This window comes from Dokdonella sp. (assembly GCF_051958935.1).
Lineage (GTDB): Bacteria > Pseudomonadota > Gammaproteobacteria > Xanthomonadales > Rhodanobacteraceae > Dokdonella_A.
Window position 1 is genome coordinate 1 of sequence record NZ_JBQCFP010000128.1, and the last position, 17351, is coordinate 17351.

Sequence of the window (17351 nt, forward strand, 5' to 3'; positions counted from 1 at the left end):
ATGTTGCCAACCTTAACCGCCTGGGCGTCCGGGGTCGGTTTTGCGTTGGTCGGAGCGGGCATTTCTACCCGCCTGGAAGCACGCGCGCCCGCAAACGACCTGGTTGCCCAGGCCGGCCAGTTCGACAGCGCGACCGGCCGCTACATCATCACGTTCAGCGAACCGGGCCTGGTCTCCTACAAGGGTGACGTCGCTGGCCTCGCGCGCACCGCGCCGGACGACCGCCTGTTCATGGCCGGTGCTTCCCGCAAGCTGGATGCGAGCTCGTCGGCCGCGCAGGCCTACAAGTCGTATCTGCAGAGCAAGCGCGCCGAACACATCACCTCGATCGAGCAGGCGCTCGGCCGTCCGCTTGCCATCCATTACACCTACGACGTCACGCGCAGCGCGATTTCCGCGGAAATGAGCCCGGCGGAAGCCGCCGCGGTGGCGCGGATCGCCGGCGTGGCCTCGGTCTCCCCGGTGATGAACAAGCGCACCGAGACGTTCCGCGGCCCGAAGTTCATCGGCGCCGACACGATCTGGAACGGCACGGCCGTGCCGGGCGGTACGGGCACGCGTGGGCAAGGCGTCAAGGTCGGCGTGATCGACACCGGCACGAACATCGGGCACCCGTCCTTCACCGATGACGCGACGTGCGGTTTCAGCGCGGCCAATCCGAAGCTCTTCCCGCGTGACTGCAACAGCAACAACGGCACCACCTGCACGGGCTCCAACCCGAACGCCGGCGACGGCCAGGGCCATGGCGTGCACACGAGCAGCACCGCTGCGGGCAACATGATCGACAACACCGTCACTCCGGCTCCGCTCCTGCCGGACGGCGTGTCGATGTCGGGCGTGGCGCCGTGCGCGAGCCTTTACACGTACAAGGTCGCCAACGCGAGCGGCGGCATCACCGATGACGCGATCACCGCGGCGATCCAGAATGCGATCGTCGACCAGGTCGACGTGGTCAACTACTCGATCGGCCCGACCTGCGGTGGCGGCAACCCGTGGAACGACAGCCTCGACTTCCTCGAAGCCGAAGGTGCTGACGTGTTCGTCGCGGCGTCGGCCGGCAACACGCGCGCTTCGTGCACGAATCCGACCGGCCTGGTCGCGAACAACGGTCCGTGGATGCTCACGGTCGCCGCTTCCACGCAGGACCAGATCGCAGCTCCCGTGCTCTCCGCGACCGGCCCCGGCACGCCGCCGCCGGCGACGCAGAACGTGGCGCTGATCGCGGGCAGCACGACGCTGCCGGTCGACCAGACGGAAGATTTCGCCGGCATGGCCCTGCGCACCTATCCGACGAACATCGACGGCTGCAGTGCCACCGGCACCTTCCCGGCGGGCTACTTCAACAATGCGGTCGCGATCATCCAGCGCGGCAACTGCAACTTCTCCGAGAAGATCACCAACGCCTACAACGCAGGCGCGCGCGTGGTCGTCATCACCAACAACCAGCCCGGCGCCATCAACATGGACACCACGGGCTCGCCGACCGACGTGGCTGCATTCAGCACGTACAAGGGTCCGGGTGATGCGCTGATCGCGTTCGTGAACGCGAATCTCGGCCCGACGCCTCCGGCCGACCAGGTGTTCGCGGACGGCTTCGACGGCTCCGCCGGTGCGGTCGGTGAATATCGCAAGATCGCGATCGGCGAAGTCCCGGGCGACATCCTCGCGAAGTTCAGCTTCCGCGGTCCGACCCAGGCACCGTACGACAACCTGACCAAGCCGGACATCACCGGGCCTGGCGTCAACATCTACGCCGCGTTCGACACGGCCTCGGGCAGCTACGGTCTCGACAGCGGTACGTCGATGTCGTCGCCGCACCTGGCGGGTGCCGCCGCGCTCGTGCGTGCGGCGCATCCGGACTGGACGCCGATGGAAGTGAAGTCCGCGATCCAGACGACCGCGAAGCTCGAAGGCCTGAAGGAAGACGAAGTGACGCAGTGGAACGTCGACGATGTCGGCAGCGGCCGCGTCGATCTGTCGAAGGCGGCGCTGGCCGGCCTCACGCTCGACGAGTCCGTGACCAACTTCCAGAACGCGAACCCGACCGGTGGCTCGATCGACCAGACGCAGCTGAACCTCGCGTCGCTGCGCCAGGTGCGTTGCAACAGCACGTGCTCGTGGACGCGCACGTTCAAGAACCGCCTCGGCACGACCGGCAACTGGTCGCTCTCCGCGACGAATCCGGCCGGCTTCGCGCTGTCGTTCAGCCCGTCCACGTTCTCGCTCGCTCCGGGCGCGACGCAGACGGTCACGATCACGGCGACGGGCACGTCGGCCAACCTCGCGTTCGGTGAAGTCACGCTGCATGAGACGGCCAACCAGTCGCCCGACCAGCACCTCACGGTCGCGGTGAAGGGCGCCGTGCCGACGATCTCGGTCACGCCGGCGACGCTGGCGCAGTCGCAAGCTGCCGGCACGACCACCACGCTGCCGCTCACCGTCGCGAACGCGGGCGGTGGCACGCTGACCTGGAACGTCTCGGCGACCGGCGTCGGTTCGGTCTGGAACCAGCCGAAGAACTCCACCGGTGGCATCGTTTCGGACTACTCGACGAGCGACAATGGCGGCGGATTCACGGCGGCCGACTTCAGCGTCAGCGGCGCGTCGACGGCGATCACGAAGATCACCACGTTCGGCTTCGACAACACCAACGGCCTGCTCGCGCAGCCGACGATCTCTTGGCGCATCTACAGCGATGCCCCCGGCATGCCGTCGGGCAACCCGGATACGGGCGCGGGCACGCCGGTGTGGCAGTTCGACACCGCCCCCACGGGAGCGGGCGTGACCATCTCGGGTTCGGGTGACATCACGCTCGACCTGGCGGCGGCGGGCCAGTCGCTCAACCTGCCGGCCGGTACGTACTGGCTGTCGGTGTTCCCGACCTACACGGGCCCGATCGGTCCGGCGGGCAGCGCGCGCTGGAACTGGAGCCAGGCTCTGCTGCAGGGCGGCCCGGGCATGCTGACCGGTAACCTGTTCGGTGTTGCCAACTGGACGGCGCTGCAAGGCCTCGTCGGCTGGCCTGACGTGGCGTTCAACCTGCAGGGCACCATCAACTGCGGTGCGCCGTGGCTCTCGCTTGCCCCGACCAGCGGCAGCGCCGCGGGCGGTGCGTCGAACCCGGTGACGGTCACGTTCAACAGCACGGGCCTCGCCGCCGGTACCTACACGGCGAACGCGTGCATCGCGAGCAACGACGTGGCGCATCCGATCACGATGGTCCCGGTGACGCTCACGGTGACCTCCGGCGGTCCGACCTGCGCCCCGGCGCAGCTGCTGGGTGATCCGAGCCTCGAGAACGGCGGCGCGCCGTGGACCGGCACCGACAGCGTCTTCGGTTCGCCGTTCTGCGACTCCACCTGTGACGACAGCGGCACGGTCACCGCGCACACGGGCGATGGCTTCGTGTGGTTCGGTGGCACGACGACCGCGGGCACCGGCAGCCTGAGCCAGGCGGTCGTGTTCCCGAGCGGCCAGCCGCGCTGGCTCAACTACTGGTTCATCAACCAGCTCGGCGGTGCCACGGGCACGAACGCGACGTTCACGATCAAGATCGATGGCAACACCGTCGGTACCGTGGCCGCGGGCGCCGTGGCCACGACGTACGCGCCCATGACGCTCGAGGTTCCGGCGCAGTACCTCAACGGCAGTTCGCATACGGTGAGTTTCGAGTACGCGAAGACGGGCACCGCGCTGCGTGGCGCGATGATCGACGACATCACGCTCGACTGCTCGGCACAGCCGACGTCGGCGCCGGCGATGCCGACCGGTCCGGTCTCCGCGGCACTGCGTACGCTGCACTGATCGCATCGCTGTCGTAGTCATTTCGAGAGGCCTCCTTCGGGAGGCCTCTTTATTGCGTTCACCTCTGCCGCATTCGAATGCGGCCGGGGACCCATCCCGCGCCGCCCGGAGCGATCATTCAGAGTGCATTCGGCCGGGTGCGTGCGATCATGGCGCGATGCGGCGCCCATCCATTCGCAATGGCCTTACGGTGGTGTTCGCGCTCTGCCTCGGCGCATGCGCGACCTTGCGCACCGATGCCCCGAAGCCGGTGACGACTTCGTTGCCGCCGGTCGCCGATTCCGCTTCCACGCGCTACGTCGCCGGCGAAGTCGCCGCCCACCCGGGGCAGTCGGGTTTCCGCCCGTTGCTCGGCAATGCGAATGCGCTGATGAGCCGCGTCGTGCTCGCCGACGCCGCGCGCCATTCGATCGACCTGCAGTACTACATCTTCAGGAACGACGCGACCGGGCGCCTCGTCGCGCAGCGCCTGCTCGCGGCGGCGGATCGCGGCGTGCGCGTGCGCATCCTGCTCGACGATATCGACATCTCGAAGGAGGACCATCTGCTCGACGCGCTGCACGCGCATCCGAACATCGAGGTCCGTCTGTTCAATCCGTTCCGCTTCCGCCACCGATCGATCCTCGCCAAGGCGGGGCAATTCCTGCTCGAAGGCCCGCGCCTCAACCGGCGCATGCACAACAAGTCGTTCATCGTCGACGGCATGCAGGCGATCGTCGGCGGCCGCAACATCGGCGACGCCTATTTCGATGCCGGCGACGAAGTGCATTTCCGCGATCTCGACGTGCTCGCGATCGGGCCGGTCGTGGCGCAGGTCGCCGCGATGTTCGACCGCTACTGGAACAGCGATGCGGCGTTCCCCGTCACTGCGTACAGCGACAACGACGTGAGCAACGCGAACCTCGCGGTGCTTCGCGATCGCCTGCTGCGCGATGCGCGCGCGTTCACGGAAAGCGAGTACGCCGAGGTCGTCGCCGAGGATCTGCCGAACGGCCCGAGCGCCGAACGCAAGGGCGCGTGGTTCTGGGGTGAGGCGTATCTCGCCGCGGACGATCCGGCGAAGGTCGATCCCTCGCCCGGTGTCGACGAGCGCCGGCTGCGGCGCATCGCGCCGGCGCTGCGGCGCGAACTCGATGCGGCGCAGTCGCAGGCGCTCATCGTCTCGCCGTACTTCATCCCGGGTGCCGACGGCGTCGCGCTGCTCGCCGCGCTCGTCGCACGCGGCGCCACGGTGAAGGTGCTTACCAATGCACTGTCTGCGACCGACGAACCCGAAGTGCACGCGGGCTACGCGAAGTATCGGGAGGACCTGCTGCGCGCCGGCGTCGAACTCTACGAACTCGAGGGACTGCGCGGCGCCGGCATCCAGCGCGCCTATGGCACGTCCTCGGGCGTGAGCCTGCATGCGAAGACGATGGTGATCGACCACCGCCGCGTGTTCGTCGGGTCGATGAACTTCGATCCGCGCTCGGTCGCCTTCAACACCGAGATGGGCGTGATCGTCGACAGCCCCGGCCTCGCCGATGCGATCGAGCAGTTCTTCGCGCACGCGACCGCGCCCGACAATGCCTACCACGTCGAACTCGTCGACGGACGCCTGCATTGGACCGGCAAGGACGACGGCAAGGTGGTCGAATACGACCACGACCCCGGCGCGTCGCGCTGGCAGCGCGCGAAACTGCGCGTGCTGCGGCTGCTGCCGATCGAAGGATTGTTGTAATGCGCAGGCGCCTGCTCGCGATCGCCGGCGTGCTTGCGCTCGCGGGGGCGGCCGCGGCGGCGTGGCAGCTTGCGCCGCACGCCACGCACGCGACCCTCGCCGACGTGTTCGCCGCGGCGGAACGCTGGCGCCATTCGGCCTGGGCGGCGCCGCTGCTGCTCGCCGCATTCCTGCTCGGCGGGTTCGTCGCGTTCCCGGTCAACCTGCTCATCGCGCTCGCGGTCGTCGTACTCGGTCCCTGGGCCGGCGCGCCGTGCGCGCTCGTCGGAGCGTTGCTGAGCGCGGTCGCGCTGCACGAGATCGGTCGCGCACTGCCGGAGCGCTTCCATGCACGCCTCGCCGACCCGCGCTGGCGCAAGCTGCGCGAACGCATCCTCGCCCACGGCGTGCTCGCGGTGGCGACGGTGCGGATCGTACCGGTGGCGCCGTACAGCGTGGTCAGCCTCGCTGCGGGCATGCTGCGCGTGAAGCGCGTCGACTACGTCGCCGGCACCGCGCTCGGCATGGCGCCCGGCATCGCACTCTACGCGGCGTTCGCCGATCGCGCCGAGGCGGCGCTGCGCGATCCGCATCCGCTCGCGTGGCTGTCGCTGGTCGGGGTCGTGCTCGTGATCGTCGCGCTCGCCTGGTTCGCGCGTTCGCGCCATCGCGCACGCGGCGTCCGCTGATGCGCATCGCGACCTGGAACCTGCACGAGGCGGTCGGGGTCGACGGGCGCTGCCTGCCCGTGCGCATCGCACGCGTGCTCGCCGAACTCGATGCCGACGTCGTCGCGCTGCAGGAGTTCTCCCCGCGCCGGAGCACGGTCGACGAACTCTCGGCGCAGCTCGAACATGCCACCGGAGCGACCCTCGTCGTGATGCCGACGTTCCTCAAGCGCGGCCGCGTGTTCGGCAACGCGCTGCTCTGCCGCGTGCCGATCGTATCGGTCGAGGCGCGCGAGCTCGCACTCGAGCGGCGCGAACCGCGCAACGCGATCGACGCGCGCGTCGACTGGGACGGCCGCCCGCTGCGCGTGCTCGCGACGCACCTCGGCCTGCGGCGCGCCGAGCGCATCGAGCAGATCGGGCGCCTCGATGCGCTGCTCGACGAGGACACGCCGACCCTGCTCCTCGGCGACTTCAACGAATGGCGCCTGCACGGTTGCCTCGCGACACTCGAGCGTCGCCTCGCGCGCGTGCCGACACCGCCGACGTTTCCGTCGCCTTGCCCGGTCGCTCGGCTCGATCGCCTGTTCGTTTCGCCTGGCTTGCGCGTATCGCACGTGCGCACGCATCGCAGCCGCAGCGCGATGGTCGCGTCGGACCATCTGCCGCTGGTCGCGACGCTCGAACGCGCCTGACCAGCGTCACGGACAGCCGCCGCTCAGCCATGCGCGACGAGCATCGGCTCCCGTCTCGGTGGAGTCCACACGATGATCCGCAAGCTCAAATCCGGCGAGTACCGTCTCTATTCGCGCAAGACCGACCCGCGCACCGGCAAGCGCCGCAACCTCGGCACGTTTCGCAGCCGCGCGGCGGCGGAGAAGCACGAGCGCGAGGTCCAGTACTTCAAGCGCCACGGGTAAGCGCAGGTGGCGGGGCTTTGCAGGAGCGCTGGCAGTCGCGATGCTCCCAGGGCTGAGCGGCTGAAGCCGCTCGTGCGAGTTGCGCGTCATCAGCACTCGATGACGTTCACCGCGAGGCCGCCGCGGCTGGTTTCCTTGTACTTGTCCTGCATGTCGCGGCCGGTATCGCGCATGGTCTTGATGACCTTGTCGAGGCTCACCTTGTGCTTGCCGTCGCCGCGCATCGCCATGCGCGACGCGTTGATCGCCTTGACCGAGCCCATGGCGTTGCGCTCGATGCATGGGATCTGCACGAGGCCGCCGATCGGGTCGCAGGTGAGGCCGAGGTTGTGTTCCATGCCGATCTCGGCAGCGTTCTCGATCTGGCCCGGACTGCCGCCGAGCGCCGCGGTAAGGCCTGCGGCAGCCATCGAGCAGGCGACGCCGACTTCGCCCTGGCAGCCGACTTCGGCGCCGGAAATCGACGCGTTTTCCTTGTAGAGGATGCCGACCGCTGCAGCCGTCATGAGGAAATCGCGCACGCCCTGGCTCGTCGCGCCCGGGCAGAAGCGATCGTAGTAGTGCAGTACGGCGGGGATGATGCCGGCCGCGCCGTTGGTCGGTGCGGTCACGACGCGCCCGCCGGCCGCGTTTTCTTCATTGACCGCGAGCGCGTAGAGGTTGACCCAGTCGAGCGTGGTCAGCGGGTCGCGCATCGCCGCTTCCGGGCGCGAGGAGAGTTCCGCATGCAGGGCCGGCGCGCGGCGCGCGACGTGCAGGCCGCCCGGCAGCGTGCCCGCCTCGCGGATGCCGCGCGCGACGCAGGCCTGCATCGCGCGCCAGATCTCGTCGAGGCCGGCATCGATCTGCTCGCGCGTGCGCCAGGCAAGTTCGTTCGCGTACATGATCGCGGCCATCGTGAGGCCGCTTTCCTCGCACCGACGCAGGAGTTCCTCGCCCGAACGGAACGGATAGGTCAGCGGCGTCTCGTCGGCGACGATGCGGTCTTCCGCCGCTTCGTCCTGGTTGACGACGAAGCCGCCGCCGACCGAATAGTAATCGCGTGTCGCGATCACGTTGCCGTCACCGTCGTACGCGGTGAAGCGCATGCCATTGGTGTGAAACGGCAGCTTCTGCCGCTTGTTCATGATGAGATCGGACTTCTCGTCGAACGCGATCTCATGGTCGCCATGCAGGCGGATGCGCTTGCTCTTGCGGATGCGCTCGAGCGCGGGCGGGATGAGGTCGGGGTCGATCTCGTTCGGCCAGTGCCCTTCCAGGCCCATGAGCACGGCCTTGTCGGTGCCGTGGCCGCGCCCGGTCAGCGCGAGCGAGCCGAACACCTCCGCTCGCACGCGCTTCGTGCGCACGAGATCGCCGCTCTCGACGAGCCATTTCTCGACGAACCGCGCGGCCGCGCGCATTGGTCCGACCGTGTGCGAGGACGAAGGGCCGATGCCGATCTTGAAGAGGTCGAAGACGCTGACGGCCATGGTGATGACGGGCTGGATAGGAAACGCGCAGTGTACTCCGACGCCGCTCCGCACGAGGCGGCGCGCTCGCGTCCGTTACACTGCATCTCCGACGCGTCGTCGGCACGACCACAGGTTCATGCGCATGCATTTCGTCCTCTACCAGCGCGACGACTGCGCCTTGTGCGACCACGCGCTCGCGCTCCTCGCGGCCGTGCGCGCGCCGGAATTCGCCAGCGTATGGATCGACACCGATGCTGCGCTCGAACAGCGCTACGGCGCGCGCGTGCCCGTGCTGCGCGACGAGCGCGACGGGCGCGAACTCGACTGGCCATTCGACCGCGAAAGGCTCGCCGCGTTCCTGCGCGGCTGATGTCCGCGACCGCAGCGCCGCAGCGATACTGCCGCATTGGAGAGATGCCGCGACACCGGTCGCCCGCAGCGTGGGCTCCTGCAGCGCCCGCGCGCGTCGAGCTGCTTTCGTGCAGGAGCGCACCCTGTGCGCGACCGCAGCGTCGCAGGCGTTCCGCGGCATTGCAGCGATTGCGTGAGACCGGTCGCCCCAGGGTGGGCTCCTACCGCCAGCGCGCGTCGAGCTGCAAGCCGCGGCGCGGCTATTCGGTCGGCACGTTGCCGTGCGCGGCTTCGACCTCCGGCGTGCGCCAGCCGGATCGCACACCCCAGAAGTAGAACGCCAGGCCGACCCCGGCTACGACGACGAGGTCCCAGCCGTACGGCAGGTAGCCCTTGCCGCCGAAGCGGTCGCTCCCGCCCCACGAGATGAGCGCGACCGTCGGCAGGTAGGCGATGAGCCACCAGGCCCCGCTGAGCTGGCGCCCGAAGTCGCGCCAGCCCGCCTGCGCCTGGTAGTAGAAGTAGACCGGCAGCGCGACCACCATGAGCAGGATGATTTCGCCGGTCAGCGGCCACTTTGCCCAGTACAGCAGTTCGGTCGCGAACACGAACGCGAGGGCGGCGAGCACGGGCAGGGCGGACAGGCGGAACGGACGATGCAGGTCCGGCGCGGTGCGACGCAGGCTCATCGCGCTGACCGGCCCGGTCATGTACGAGATGATCGTCGCGACCGAGATCACCGCGGCGAGCGTGCCCCAGCCGCGGAAGAAGAACAGGAACACGTACGACACGAGCAGGTTGAACCACATCGCCGGGCGCGGAACGCCCCACACCGGATGCAGGCGGCCGAGGATTCTCGGCATCGTGCCGTTGCGCTCCATGCCATAAATCATGCGAGCAGTCGTCGCGGTGTAGGTGATGCCGGTGCCGCTCGGGCTCACGAACGCGTCGACGTAGAGCAGGATCGCGAGCCAGTTGAGGTTGACGAGCAGCGCGAGCTGGGCGAACGGCGAGCGGAAGTCGATGCCCTTCCAGCCCACCTTGGCAAGCATCTCGGGCGGCACCGCGCCGATGTAGGCGACCTGCAGGATCAGGTACACGACGGTCGCGAGGGCGATCGAACCGAGCACCGCGAACGGGATGCTGCGGCCCGGATTGCGCGCTTCGCCGGCAAGGTTCACCGGGCTCTGGAAACCGTTATAGCTGAACACGATGCCGGCGGTCGCGACCGCCGTGAGCACGGCGGCCCAGTCGATCGTGTGCTGGGACCCCGGATGGATGCCGACCGAGAAGTTGGCGGTATGGAAGCCGCTTGCGATGAGGGCGACGCCGGTCGCCGCGGGCACGACGAGCTTGAACACGGTGATCGCCGTGTTCGAGTGCGCGAACAGCTTCACGCTCCAGAAGTTCAGCAAGAAGTAGACGATCACGAGCACCGCGGCGATGCACAGGCCGGGCACCGTCAACTCGCCATGCGCGGCGCCGGGGGTATGCACGTAGAGATCCTGCGTCCACTGCGCCCATTCCCACGGCCACGATGCCATGTACTGCACCGACGCCTCGGCTTCGACCGGGATCACCGAGACGATCGCGATCCAGTTCGCCCACGCGCCGATGAAGCCGACGAGCGAGCCATGCGAGTAATGGCTGTAGCGGACCATGCCGCCCGATTCGGGAAACATCGCGCCGAGTTCGGCGTAGGTCAGTGCGATCGTCGTGATCACGGCGGCGCCGATGACCCACGCCCAGATCGCCCCCGGGCCGGCGAGGCCGGCGGCTTTCCAGGCGCCGAACAGCCAGCCCGAGCCAATGATCGAGCCGAGGCCGGTCAGCATCAGCGCGAACGGGCCGACGTCGCGGCGGATGGTGGAATGGTCGGACATGCAAACACCCCAGTGGGCCGCAGCGCGGCACGAAGGACCGATGGTCGCAGGTCGGCCGGCGAATGTCAGCGGCTTGCGGAGTGCGGAGCGATCTTCTGCAGGAGCCCACCCTGTGGGCGACCGATGGCGCGGCGGGGTTCGATGCGACGGTCGCCCACGGGGTGCGCTCCTGCAGGCATGCGACGAGCCATGGGATCTCCTGGAGGAGCCCGCCCTGTGGGCGACCGATCGCGCGGCGGGGTTCGAGGCGACGGTCGCGCACAGGGGTGCGCTCCTACAGGCATGTGACGAGCCATGGGATCTCCTGTAGGAGCCCGCCCTCCCGGCGACCGAGGAAGCCGCGCGGTCCGCTCGGAGCCATGCGACAGATCGCTTCGCGCACGGCGCGCGCGCCTACGGCCCTTCGCGATGCCGGCGGCGGCGCGGTCGTCACAGCGGCATGTCGAAGCCGTTGTCGAAAATCGTGTCGATCACGATGCGTGCGGCGAGGAACTGCGTGTAGTCGCCGGTACCCGTGGTCACGCCGCTGATCACGAGGTGGCCGCCGTCGATGCGACCGCGCACGCCCGCATCGAACAGCGAGCCGCCGAGGTCGAGCGGGATCACCTGCTTGCCCGCGTAGCCGAACGTCGGATCGAGCTGGCCGTCGGCGCCCAAGCGCGCGAGCGCGATGTCGGAGTTGCCGCTCGTGATGGCCGCGAAACCGATGAGCACGAGCTTGCCGTCCGGCTGCAGCGCCGAGCCGTAGGCGATGTCGCTGTTCGAATCGCCGAGATCGAACGGTACCGTCACCTTGCCGCCGCTGCCGAAGGACGGATCCGGCGTGCCGTCCGGCAGCAGCTTGACCGCGGCGAAGTCGTAGCCGTTGTCGGTCGCCACGCCGGTGACGTAGATCGCACCGTCCGGGCCGATCGAAAGCTCGAGCGCTTCGTCGTCGAAGTTGCCGGCGATGTCGAACGAGACCGTGACGCGGCCATCGCCGCCGAAGTTCGGGTCGAGTGCGCCGGTGGGCGTAAGGCGCGCGATCGCGTAGTCGAAGGCGTTCGCGCCGCCGTGGGCGGCGATCCCCGCAACGAGGATGTTGCCGTCCGGGTCGATCGCGACGCTCGAGGCGGTCTCGTCCTTGAAGGTCGCGTCGAGGTCGAAATGGAACGTAAGGCGGCCGTCGCCGTCGAAGCTCGTGTCGCGGCTGCCGTCTGCGTTCAGGCGCGTGACCGCGAAATCCGAGCCTTGCCCTGTGACTTCCGCGTTGCCCACGACGATGAACTTGCCGTTGGCGAGCTGCACGCCGTCGAGCGCCCGATCATTGTTGGCGCCGCCGGCATCGAAGTTGATGAACGCCTTGCCGTCGCCGCTGAACGAGGTGTCGAGCGTGCCGTCGAGGTTGAAGCGGACGAGCTCCATGTCGGTGTCGTCGCCATTGACGCCGGTGTCCGGCCCGTTGCCGATGAGCACGATCTTGCCGTCGGCCTGCACGATGGTGTTGAGCGCGGTGTCCGTGGCAGCGCCCGCGCCGACGGCGACCGAGGTCCTGCCGTCGAAACTGAAGCCCGTATCGGGATGGCCGTCAGGGTGGAGTCGCACGACCGCGAAGTCGTCGCCGGTCGAGGCACCACCGTCGACGACGCCGCCGAGGACGACCTTGCCGTCGGGCGCAATCGCGAGGCCGTAGGCGGTCGCGGTCGTGCCGAAGTCGATGACGGTGTAGCCGCCGGTGCCGAAGGTCGGGTCGAGGTCGCCGTCGTGGGCACTCGCCGTGGCGCCGGCGAAGGCGCACGCGAGGATGAGGGAGGTCGTGAGAATCGGGTGGTTCGCGGTCATGGGCTTCTCCTTGTGCCTGAGGGAAACGCGGGAGCGATGGGTTTTCTGACATCGGCGTCGCCGATCGCGTGCAGCCCGCCCTCGCACGGGTGCGTGAAGGCCCCGTCTCGGCCATGGGATCGGTCGGCGCGGACAGGGGCTGGGCGATCGGCGTCGCGCCGACGCGCCCGCACATCGAGGCGGCGACACGAAGCGGGTCGGTTCGAGCCGTTCGCGTCGCCGGGTGCCTGGATTCAGCCGTCGAATCCGTTGGCGAAGATCGTGTCGTCGAACATGCGCGCGACGAACACATCGACCGGATTGCCGCTGCCCGGGACGACGATGATGCCACCCGTGTAGATCGCATCGCCGTGCAGCGTTAGGCCGAGGAACGCTTGCGACGACGGCGTCGTCTGGCCGAAATCGTAGCTGCGCCGGCCAAGCGCTCCGAAACTGCCGTCGAGTGCGCCATCCGGCAGCAGTCGCACGAGCGTGCCGTGCAGATCGCTGGCGGTGTAGACGGCTGCGCCCGCGATGACGAGGCGGCCGTCGTCGCGGATGTTCACATCGAGACCGAAGTCGGCGCCGCTCGGCGTTTGGTCGAACGTGACGACCGTCCGCCCGCCGACGCCGAACATCGTGTCGGGCGATCCGTCGGGCAGCAGCTTGGCGATGCCGATGTCCTGGTTCACCGTGGCCGACGGCGACACTTCGACATTGCCGCTCAGTACGATCGAATCGTCGGCGTCGATCGCGACTCCGTACGCCGCTTCCGCCTTGCTGAGGCCAAGGTCGAATGCGACCGTCGCGCGTCCGTCGGCGTCGAAGTCCGGGTCGAGCGTGCCGTTCGCGCGGACGCGCGCGACCGCGAAATCGCTGCCGACCGTGCTGTCGCCGGCGTCGGCCGCGCCGGCGATGACGATGCGGCCCGCATGGTCGATCGCGACGCGCGTGGCGGCGTCGTCCTTGCTCGAGCTGCCGGGGAGGTCGAAGCCGAAACTGACCTTGCCCGTGAGATTGAAACTCGCGTCGGGCGAGCCATCGGAAAGCAGGCGCGCGACGCCGATGTCTGCGCCGTTGGCCGCCGTCATGACCGTGCCCGCGACGACGATGCGGCCATCGCCTTGAATTGCGACGTCCGCGCAGTTGTCGTCGCCGGTGCCGCCGTCGAGGTCGAACGCGACGACCTTCTTGCCGGTGCCGGCGCCGAACGTCGTGTCGAGCGTACCGTCCGCATTGAGCCGCGCGACCGCGAAATTGTCGTGATCAGGGCCGCGGTCGGCATTCGTGGTGCCGGCGACGACGATCTTGCCGTCCGACTGCAGTGCGAGTCCCGTCGCGCGGTCCGTGCCGCTGTCGCCGGAGAAATCGATCGTGACCTTGCCGTCGAAGCTGAAGCTCGGATCGAGCTGGCCGTCGGCATCGAAGCGCGCGACGAAGAAGTCCGCCGTCGAGCCGATCTGTCGCGTGCCGCACGTGAGGACCTTGCCGTCCGGCTGCAGCACCGGCCTGCACGCCGTCGCACCGCCGTACGCATCGGTGAGGCCCGCGAGCGCGAGCCCGCCCGTACCGAACGTCGGGTCGAGGTCGCCATCGGCGGCGAGGGTGGGCGTGGCGGCGGCCAAAAGCGCGGCCGAGCACGCGTAACAAAGCAGTGCGCTCTTCATGGGGTCCGTCCGGTATCGCTGGGGGGTAAAGACAGGAACGCAAAACGGCGCCGAGTGCGACAGCCGGGGGGGGGGACGACAAGGCGTGACGTCCAGCACCCTGCGAGCTCCGCCGCATCGCTGCCGCCGTGTCGCGTCGCCGTCACCTCGCCACCCCGCGGGCGGGGTCGCGCCGCAGGCGCGAGAACGGGCAGCCCCGCGCGTGGCGAACGCAACGCATGGAAAACGAGCGAAGTGCATTGGCTTCCTGTCTGGAAGCTCCTGCCCGTGAGCTACGAACGGCGTGGACACCGCCGGCTCCACCCAGTTCGCGCGGATGATGCCGTTGGCCGTTCGGACTCGTGCGCGCTCTCGCGAACGAAACGAGCGACGGTTCGCGGGCAACCTGCGGACATCGCGCCGCGGGGGCGGCGCGAGGGAATGGCCGTCCGCTCAGTCGGTGATGTAGACGGCCTCGATGACGTGCATGTCCGGGTAGCCGATCGCGGCGATCGGGGTCGGGCCGGCGATGTTGCACGAGGTGGAGCTGATGAAGCTCGGATGCGTCTCGGCCGCGGTCGTCGAGCCGATGTAGAAGGCCGTGCCAGCCGCGCTGCCGTCGTCGGCCGACACTTCGACGAGGAGGTCGTTGTTGGCCGGGTCGTCGACGCTGCCCGAGGCCGGCACGATGACCGATGTCACCTCCGCGTTCACGGGCGACGTCACGCGGCCTGGCCGATCGGGGTGGGCTGGCCGACGTCGATCGTGTCGACGGTGACCGTGTGCGGGATCGTGTACAGCCTGACGGTCATGCCCGGTGCGCCGGTGGCCTGCTCGATCGATACCTCGACGCTGGCGATATTGGCGGCGGTGGTGATGCCGTATTCGCTGAAGTCATAACGACGCCAGTACTGGTTGTCCGCCGTGGTGCCGTCGTTGGAGTGCCCGCAGGCCACCGAGTTCTGCGCCACGGGGGTGTGGTCCGCGGTCTGCGCGAGCGTGGCCGCGTCCGATTCGAATCCGTCGGCGAAGATGCGATCGACGACGTCCGTGGTGCAGGTGACTGCCACGTCGGCGACGTTCGCGCCGGCAACGGTACCGCTGCCGTTGGCGACGGTGCAGGTCTGCGCCGGGTTGCCCGGCTGCGCCGACACGGCGACCGCGTAGTGGCTGCCGTCGCTGATCGGCATCGGGCACGTGAAGCTCCCGTCCGCGACGATCGCGAGATCGTCACCGCCGTTCTGCCGCAGCACGAGGCCGCTGCCGACGAGGCCGCTGACCGAACCGCCGATCGTGTACGTCGTCGGTGGCGTCGGATTGAACTCGAAGAAGTACGCCGCGCCAGGCATCGAACCGCCCGGCGAGCGCCACAGCCACGAACCGACCAGCGCCGTGCCGCCGTCGAGCGTCACCGGGAAACCGAACTGGTCGGCGGGCGCGCCGTCGCTCGCGACGAAACGCTGGGTCTCGACGAACGTGCCGGACGAGCCGTCGAACGCGTAGACGGCGCCCTGCGCGGTCGCGGCGCTCCAGCCGTCCGCGCCGATCAGCGCGGTCGTGCCTTGCAGCGCGACCGAATGGCCGAACTTGTCCTGGAGCGCGCCATCGCTCGCGAACAACTGCTGGGTCTGGGTCCAGGTGCCGTTCGATTCGGTGAAGAGGTACGCCGACCCTCGCATGCCGACGCCGCCGGGCTGCGCGCCCCACGCGCCGACGAGCAAGGTCGACCCCGACAGCGCGGTCGCATAGCCGAAGTACGCGTTCGGCGCGCCGTCGGCGGCGACGAGCTTCTGGCTCTCGCTCCACGTCCCGCCGCTCTGGCCGAACGCGTACACCGCGCCCTGGTAGCCGTGGTTGCCGTACGCGCCGATCAGCGCGCGCGAGCCGTCGAACGCGACCGAGTAGCCGAAGATGTCGCCGGGTCCGCCGTCGCTCGCGGTGAGCTTCTGCGTGTTGGTCCAGGTGCCGGAGGAACCGTCGTAGACGTACGCCGCGCCTTGCGTCCCGTTGGCACCGACCGTTGCGCCGTCGGCGCCGATGATCGCGGTGGTGCCGACCAGCCCGATCGAATAGCCGAAATTGTCGAACATCTGGCCGTCGGCGGCCGTGATCTTCTGGGTCTGGGTCCATGTGCCGTTCGCGTGCGTGAACACGTACACGGCGCCTTGCGAGAAGTTGCCGTCGACCATCGTGCCGTAGGCACCGATCAACGCGGTGTCGCCGTCGAAGGCGATCGCGTTGCCGAACGTGTCGTACGCCTGGCCGTCGCTCGCGACGATCTTCTGCGTGCGGCTCCATACGCCGTTCGACTTTTCGAACACGTACACCGCGCCTTGGCCGTCGTTGCCGTCGATCCGCGCCTGTTGCGCGCCGATCATCGCGACGCTGCCGTGGACGGCGACCGAGACGCCGAATTCCGGATCGAACGCGGGATCGGCCTCGGTGACCTGCTGTGTCTGCACCCAGCCTTCGCCATCGAGCGCGTGGCGGATCGCCGCGCGCAAGTCGGCCGGGACGGAGGACCGGGAGAGCGCGAGTGTGTCCGGCGTCGCGGCGTGCAGCGGCACGACGCAGGCCAGCGACGCGACGCAGGTGAGGGACGCGAGCGTTCGCTGGATGCGCGTACGCAAGGTGCAAGCAAGGCCATTCATGGTCGATCGTTTCCTCGTGTTTTCACGCGAACGCGCCGTACACGTCCGGCCGGCGGCGATCGAAGGTCGACCGCCGTCCAAGTCGCGACACCGTTCTGCGTTCCCGATGGTGCAGTGCCCACTGATCCTTCCGGCGCTGCCTCGGTGATGGAGCGCAACCGGCCCGGGTGCGCGGGTCACGCCTGTCGGCGACGGACCACGATCGCCGATCAGGCGTGCCGGCGCCCGCATCGAGCATGAAAACGGACGCAAAAACGGAGTAGGCCGGATACAGACGGCATTGAATTCCGTTTCATTCCCATGAACACGGCGGTGCACCGGGTTAGCTCGTTCGGCGCCTATCGCACGGCGGCGTCGATCGGCCGCTCGCCGGCGAGTTCGCGGGCATGATGCTGCGCCCGCTGCGCGGCGACCTGGTTGTGCATTGCGCCATGGACGCGCGCCTCGATGAGCGCGGCGCGGAGGTCATGTTCGG

Annotated in this window: 12 protein-coding genes; 6 read left to right on the forward strand and 6 right to left on the reverse strand. The window is 68.8% G+C overall.

The genetic code is table 11. The features are described from left to right. Positions 1-45 precede the first annotated feature (45 nt). From ACTHK2_RS12465 to ACTHK2_RS12485, 5 genes are all read left to right on the forward strand, one after another. On the forward strand, positions 46-3804 hold the full coding sequence (locus tag ACTHK2_RS12465) for a S8 family serine peptidase (RefSeq protein WP_440246044.1): 3759 nt from the start codon (positions 46-48) through the stop codon (positions 3802-3804). Between the two features lie 157 nt (positions 3805-3961). Continuing rightward, a complete protein-coding gene (locus ACTHK2_RS12470; protein WP_440246045.1) occupies positions 3962-5524 on the forward strand; it encodes a phospholipase D family protein in 1563 nt (520 codons plus the stop codon). Further along, positions 5524-6192, forward strand: coding sequence for a TVP38/TMEM64 family protein (locus ACTHK2_RS12475; RefSeq protein WP_440246046.1), 669 nt, complete (start codon positions 5524-5526; stop codon positions 6190-6192). Before ACTHK2_RS12470 ends, ACTHK2_RS12475 begins: the two co-directional genes overlap by 1 nt. Continuing rightward, entirely contained in the window at positions 6192-6866 is a 675-nt protein-coding gene (locus tag ACTHK2_RS12480; protein WP_440246047.1) for an endonuclease/exonuclease/phosphatase family protein, read from the forward strand. Before ACTHK2_RS12475 ends, ACTHK2_RS12480 begins: the two co-directional genes overlap by 1 nt. A 72-nt stretch (positions 6867-6938) precedes the next feature. Then, positions 6939-7091: a hypothetical protein gene (locus ACTHK2_RS12485; RefSeq protein WP_440246048.1), complete on the forward strand. Its 153-nt coding sequence runs from the start codon at positions 6939-6941 to the stop codon at positions 7089-7091. An 89-nt stretch (positions 7092-7180) separates the two neighbouring features. Here the strand turns inward: ACTHK2_RS12485 and ACTHK2_RS12490 are convergent, their stop codons facing one another. After that, complete coding sequence (locus tag ACTHK2_RS12490; protein ID WP_440246049.1) at positions 7181-8563, reverse strand: L-serine ammonia-lyase; 1383 nt, start codon at positions 8561-8563, stop codon at positions 7181-7183. A 124-nt stretch (positions 8564-8687) separates the two neighbouring features. Here ACTHK2_RS12490 and ACTHK2_RS12495 point away from each other — a divergent pair, with 124 nt between their 5' ends. Continuing rightward, entirely contained in the window at positions 8688-8915 is a 228-nt protein-coding gene (locus ACTHK2_RS12495; RefSeq protein WP_440246050.1) for a glutaredoxin family protein, read from the forward strand. Positions 8916-9156: 241 nt separating this feature from the next. Here ACTHK2_RS12495 and ACTHK2_RS12500 read toward each other — a convergent pair whose 3' ends face one another. The 5 genes from ACTHK2_RS12500 to ACTHK2_RS12520 form a co-directional block, all read right to left on the reverse strand. Continuing rightward, positions 9157-10779, reverse strand: a complete 1623-nt coding sequence (locus tag ACTHK2_RS12500) for an APC family permease (protein ID WP_440246051.1) — start codon at positions 10777-10779, stop codon at positions 9157-9159. Between the two features lie 429 nt (positions 10780-11208). Continuing rightward, the gene (locus tag ACTHK2_RS12505; RefSeq protein ID WP_440246052.1) at positions 11209-12600 is read right to left on the reverse strand and encodes a hypothetical protein; all 1392 of its coding nucleotides are present in this window, start codon (positions 12598-12600) and stop codon (positions 11209-11211) included. A 233-nt stretch (positions 12601-12833) separates the two neighbouring features. Further along, positions 12834-14246, reverse strand: a complete 1413-nt coding sequence (locus ACTHK2_RS12510; protein ID WP_440246053.1) for a hypothetical protein — start codon at positions 14244-14246, stop codon at positions 12834-12836. Between the two features lie 432 nt (positions 14247-14678). Then, on the reverse strand, positions 14679-14951 hold the full coding sequence (locus tag ACTHK2_RS12515; protein WP_440246054.1) for a hypothetical protein: 273 nt from the start codon (positions 14949-14951) through the stop codon (positions 14679-14681). Next, positions 14948-16876, reverse strand: coding sequence for an FG-GAP repeat protein (locus tag ACTHK2_RS12520; protein ID WP_440246055.1), 1929 nt, complete (start codon positions 16874-16876; stop codon positions 14948-14950). The genes ACTHK2_RS12515 and ACTHK2_RS12520 overlap by 4 nt, the downstream gene beginning before the upstream one ends. Between the last annotated feature and the right edge of the window lie 475 nt (positions 16877-17351).

Coding starts and splice junctions, on each gene's coding strand:
- ACTHK2_RS12520 (WP_440246055.1), bottom strand. CDS start 16,876: ATGAATGGCCTTGCTTGCACCTTGCGTACGCGCATCCAGCGAACGCTC.
- ACTHK2_RS12495 (WP_440246050.1), top strand. CDS start 8,688: ATGCATTTCGTCCTCTACCAGCGCGACGACTGCGCCTTGTGCGACCAC.
- ACTHK2_RS12475 (WP_440246046.1), top strand. CDS start 5,524: ATGCGCAGGCGCCTGCTCGCGATCGCCGGCGTGCTTGCGCTCGCGGGG.
- ACTHK2_RS12510 (WP_440246053.1), bottom strand. CDS start 14,246: ATGAAGAGCGCACTGCTTTGTTACGCGTGCTCGGCCGCGCTTTTGGCC.
- ACTHK2_RS12490 (WP_440246049.1), bottom strand. CDS start 8,563: ATGGCCGTCAGCGTCTTCGACCTCTTCAAGATCGGCATCGGCCCTTCG.
- ACTHK2_RS12480 (WP_440246047.1), top strand. CDS start 6,192: ATGCGCATCGCGACCTGGAACCTGCACGAGGCGGTCGGGGTCGACGGG.
- ACTHK2_RS12500 (WP_440246051.1), bottom strand. CDS start 10,779: ATGTCCGACCATTCCACCATCCGCCGCGACGTCGGCCCGTTCGCGCTG.
- ACTHK2_RS12470 (WP_440246045.1), top strand. CDS start 3,962: ATGCGGCGCCCATCCATTCGCAATGGCCTTACGGTGGTGTTCGCGCTC.
- ACTHK2_RS12485 (WP_440246048.1), top strand. CDS start 6,939: ATGATCCGCAAGCTCAAATCCGGCGAGTACCGTCTCTATTCGCGCAAG.
- ACTHK2_RS12505 (WP_440246052.1), bottom strand. CDS start 12,600: ATGACCGCGAACCACCCGATTCTCACGACCTCCCTCATCCTCGCGTGC.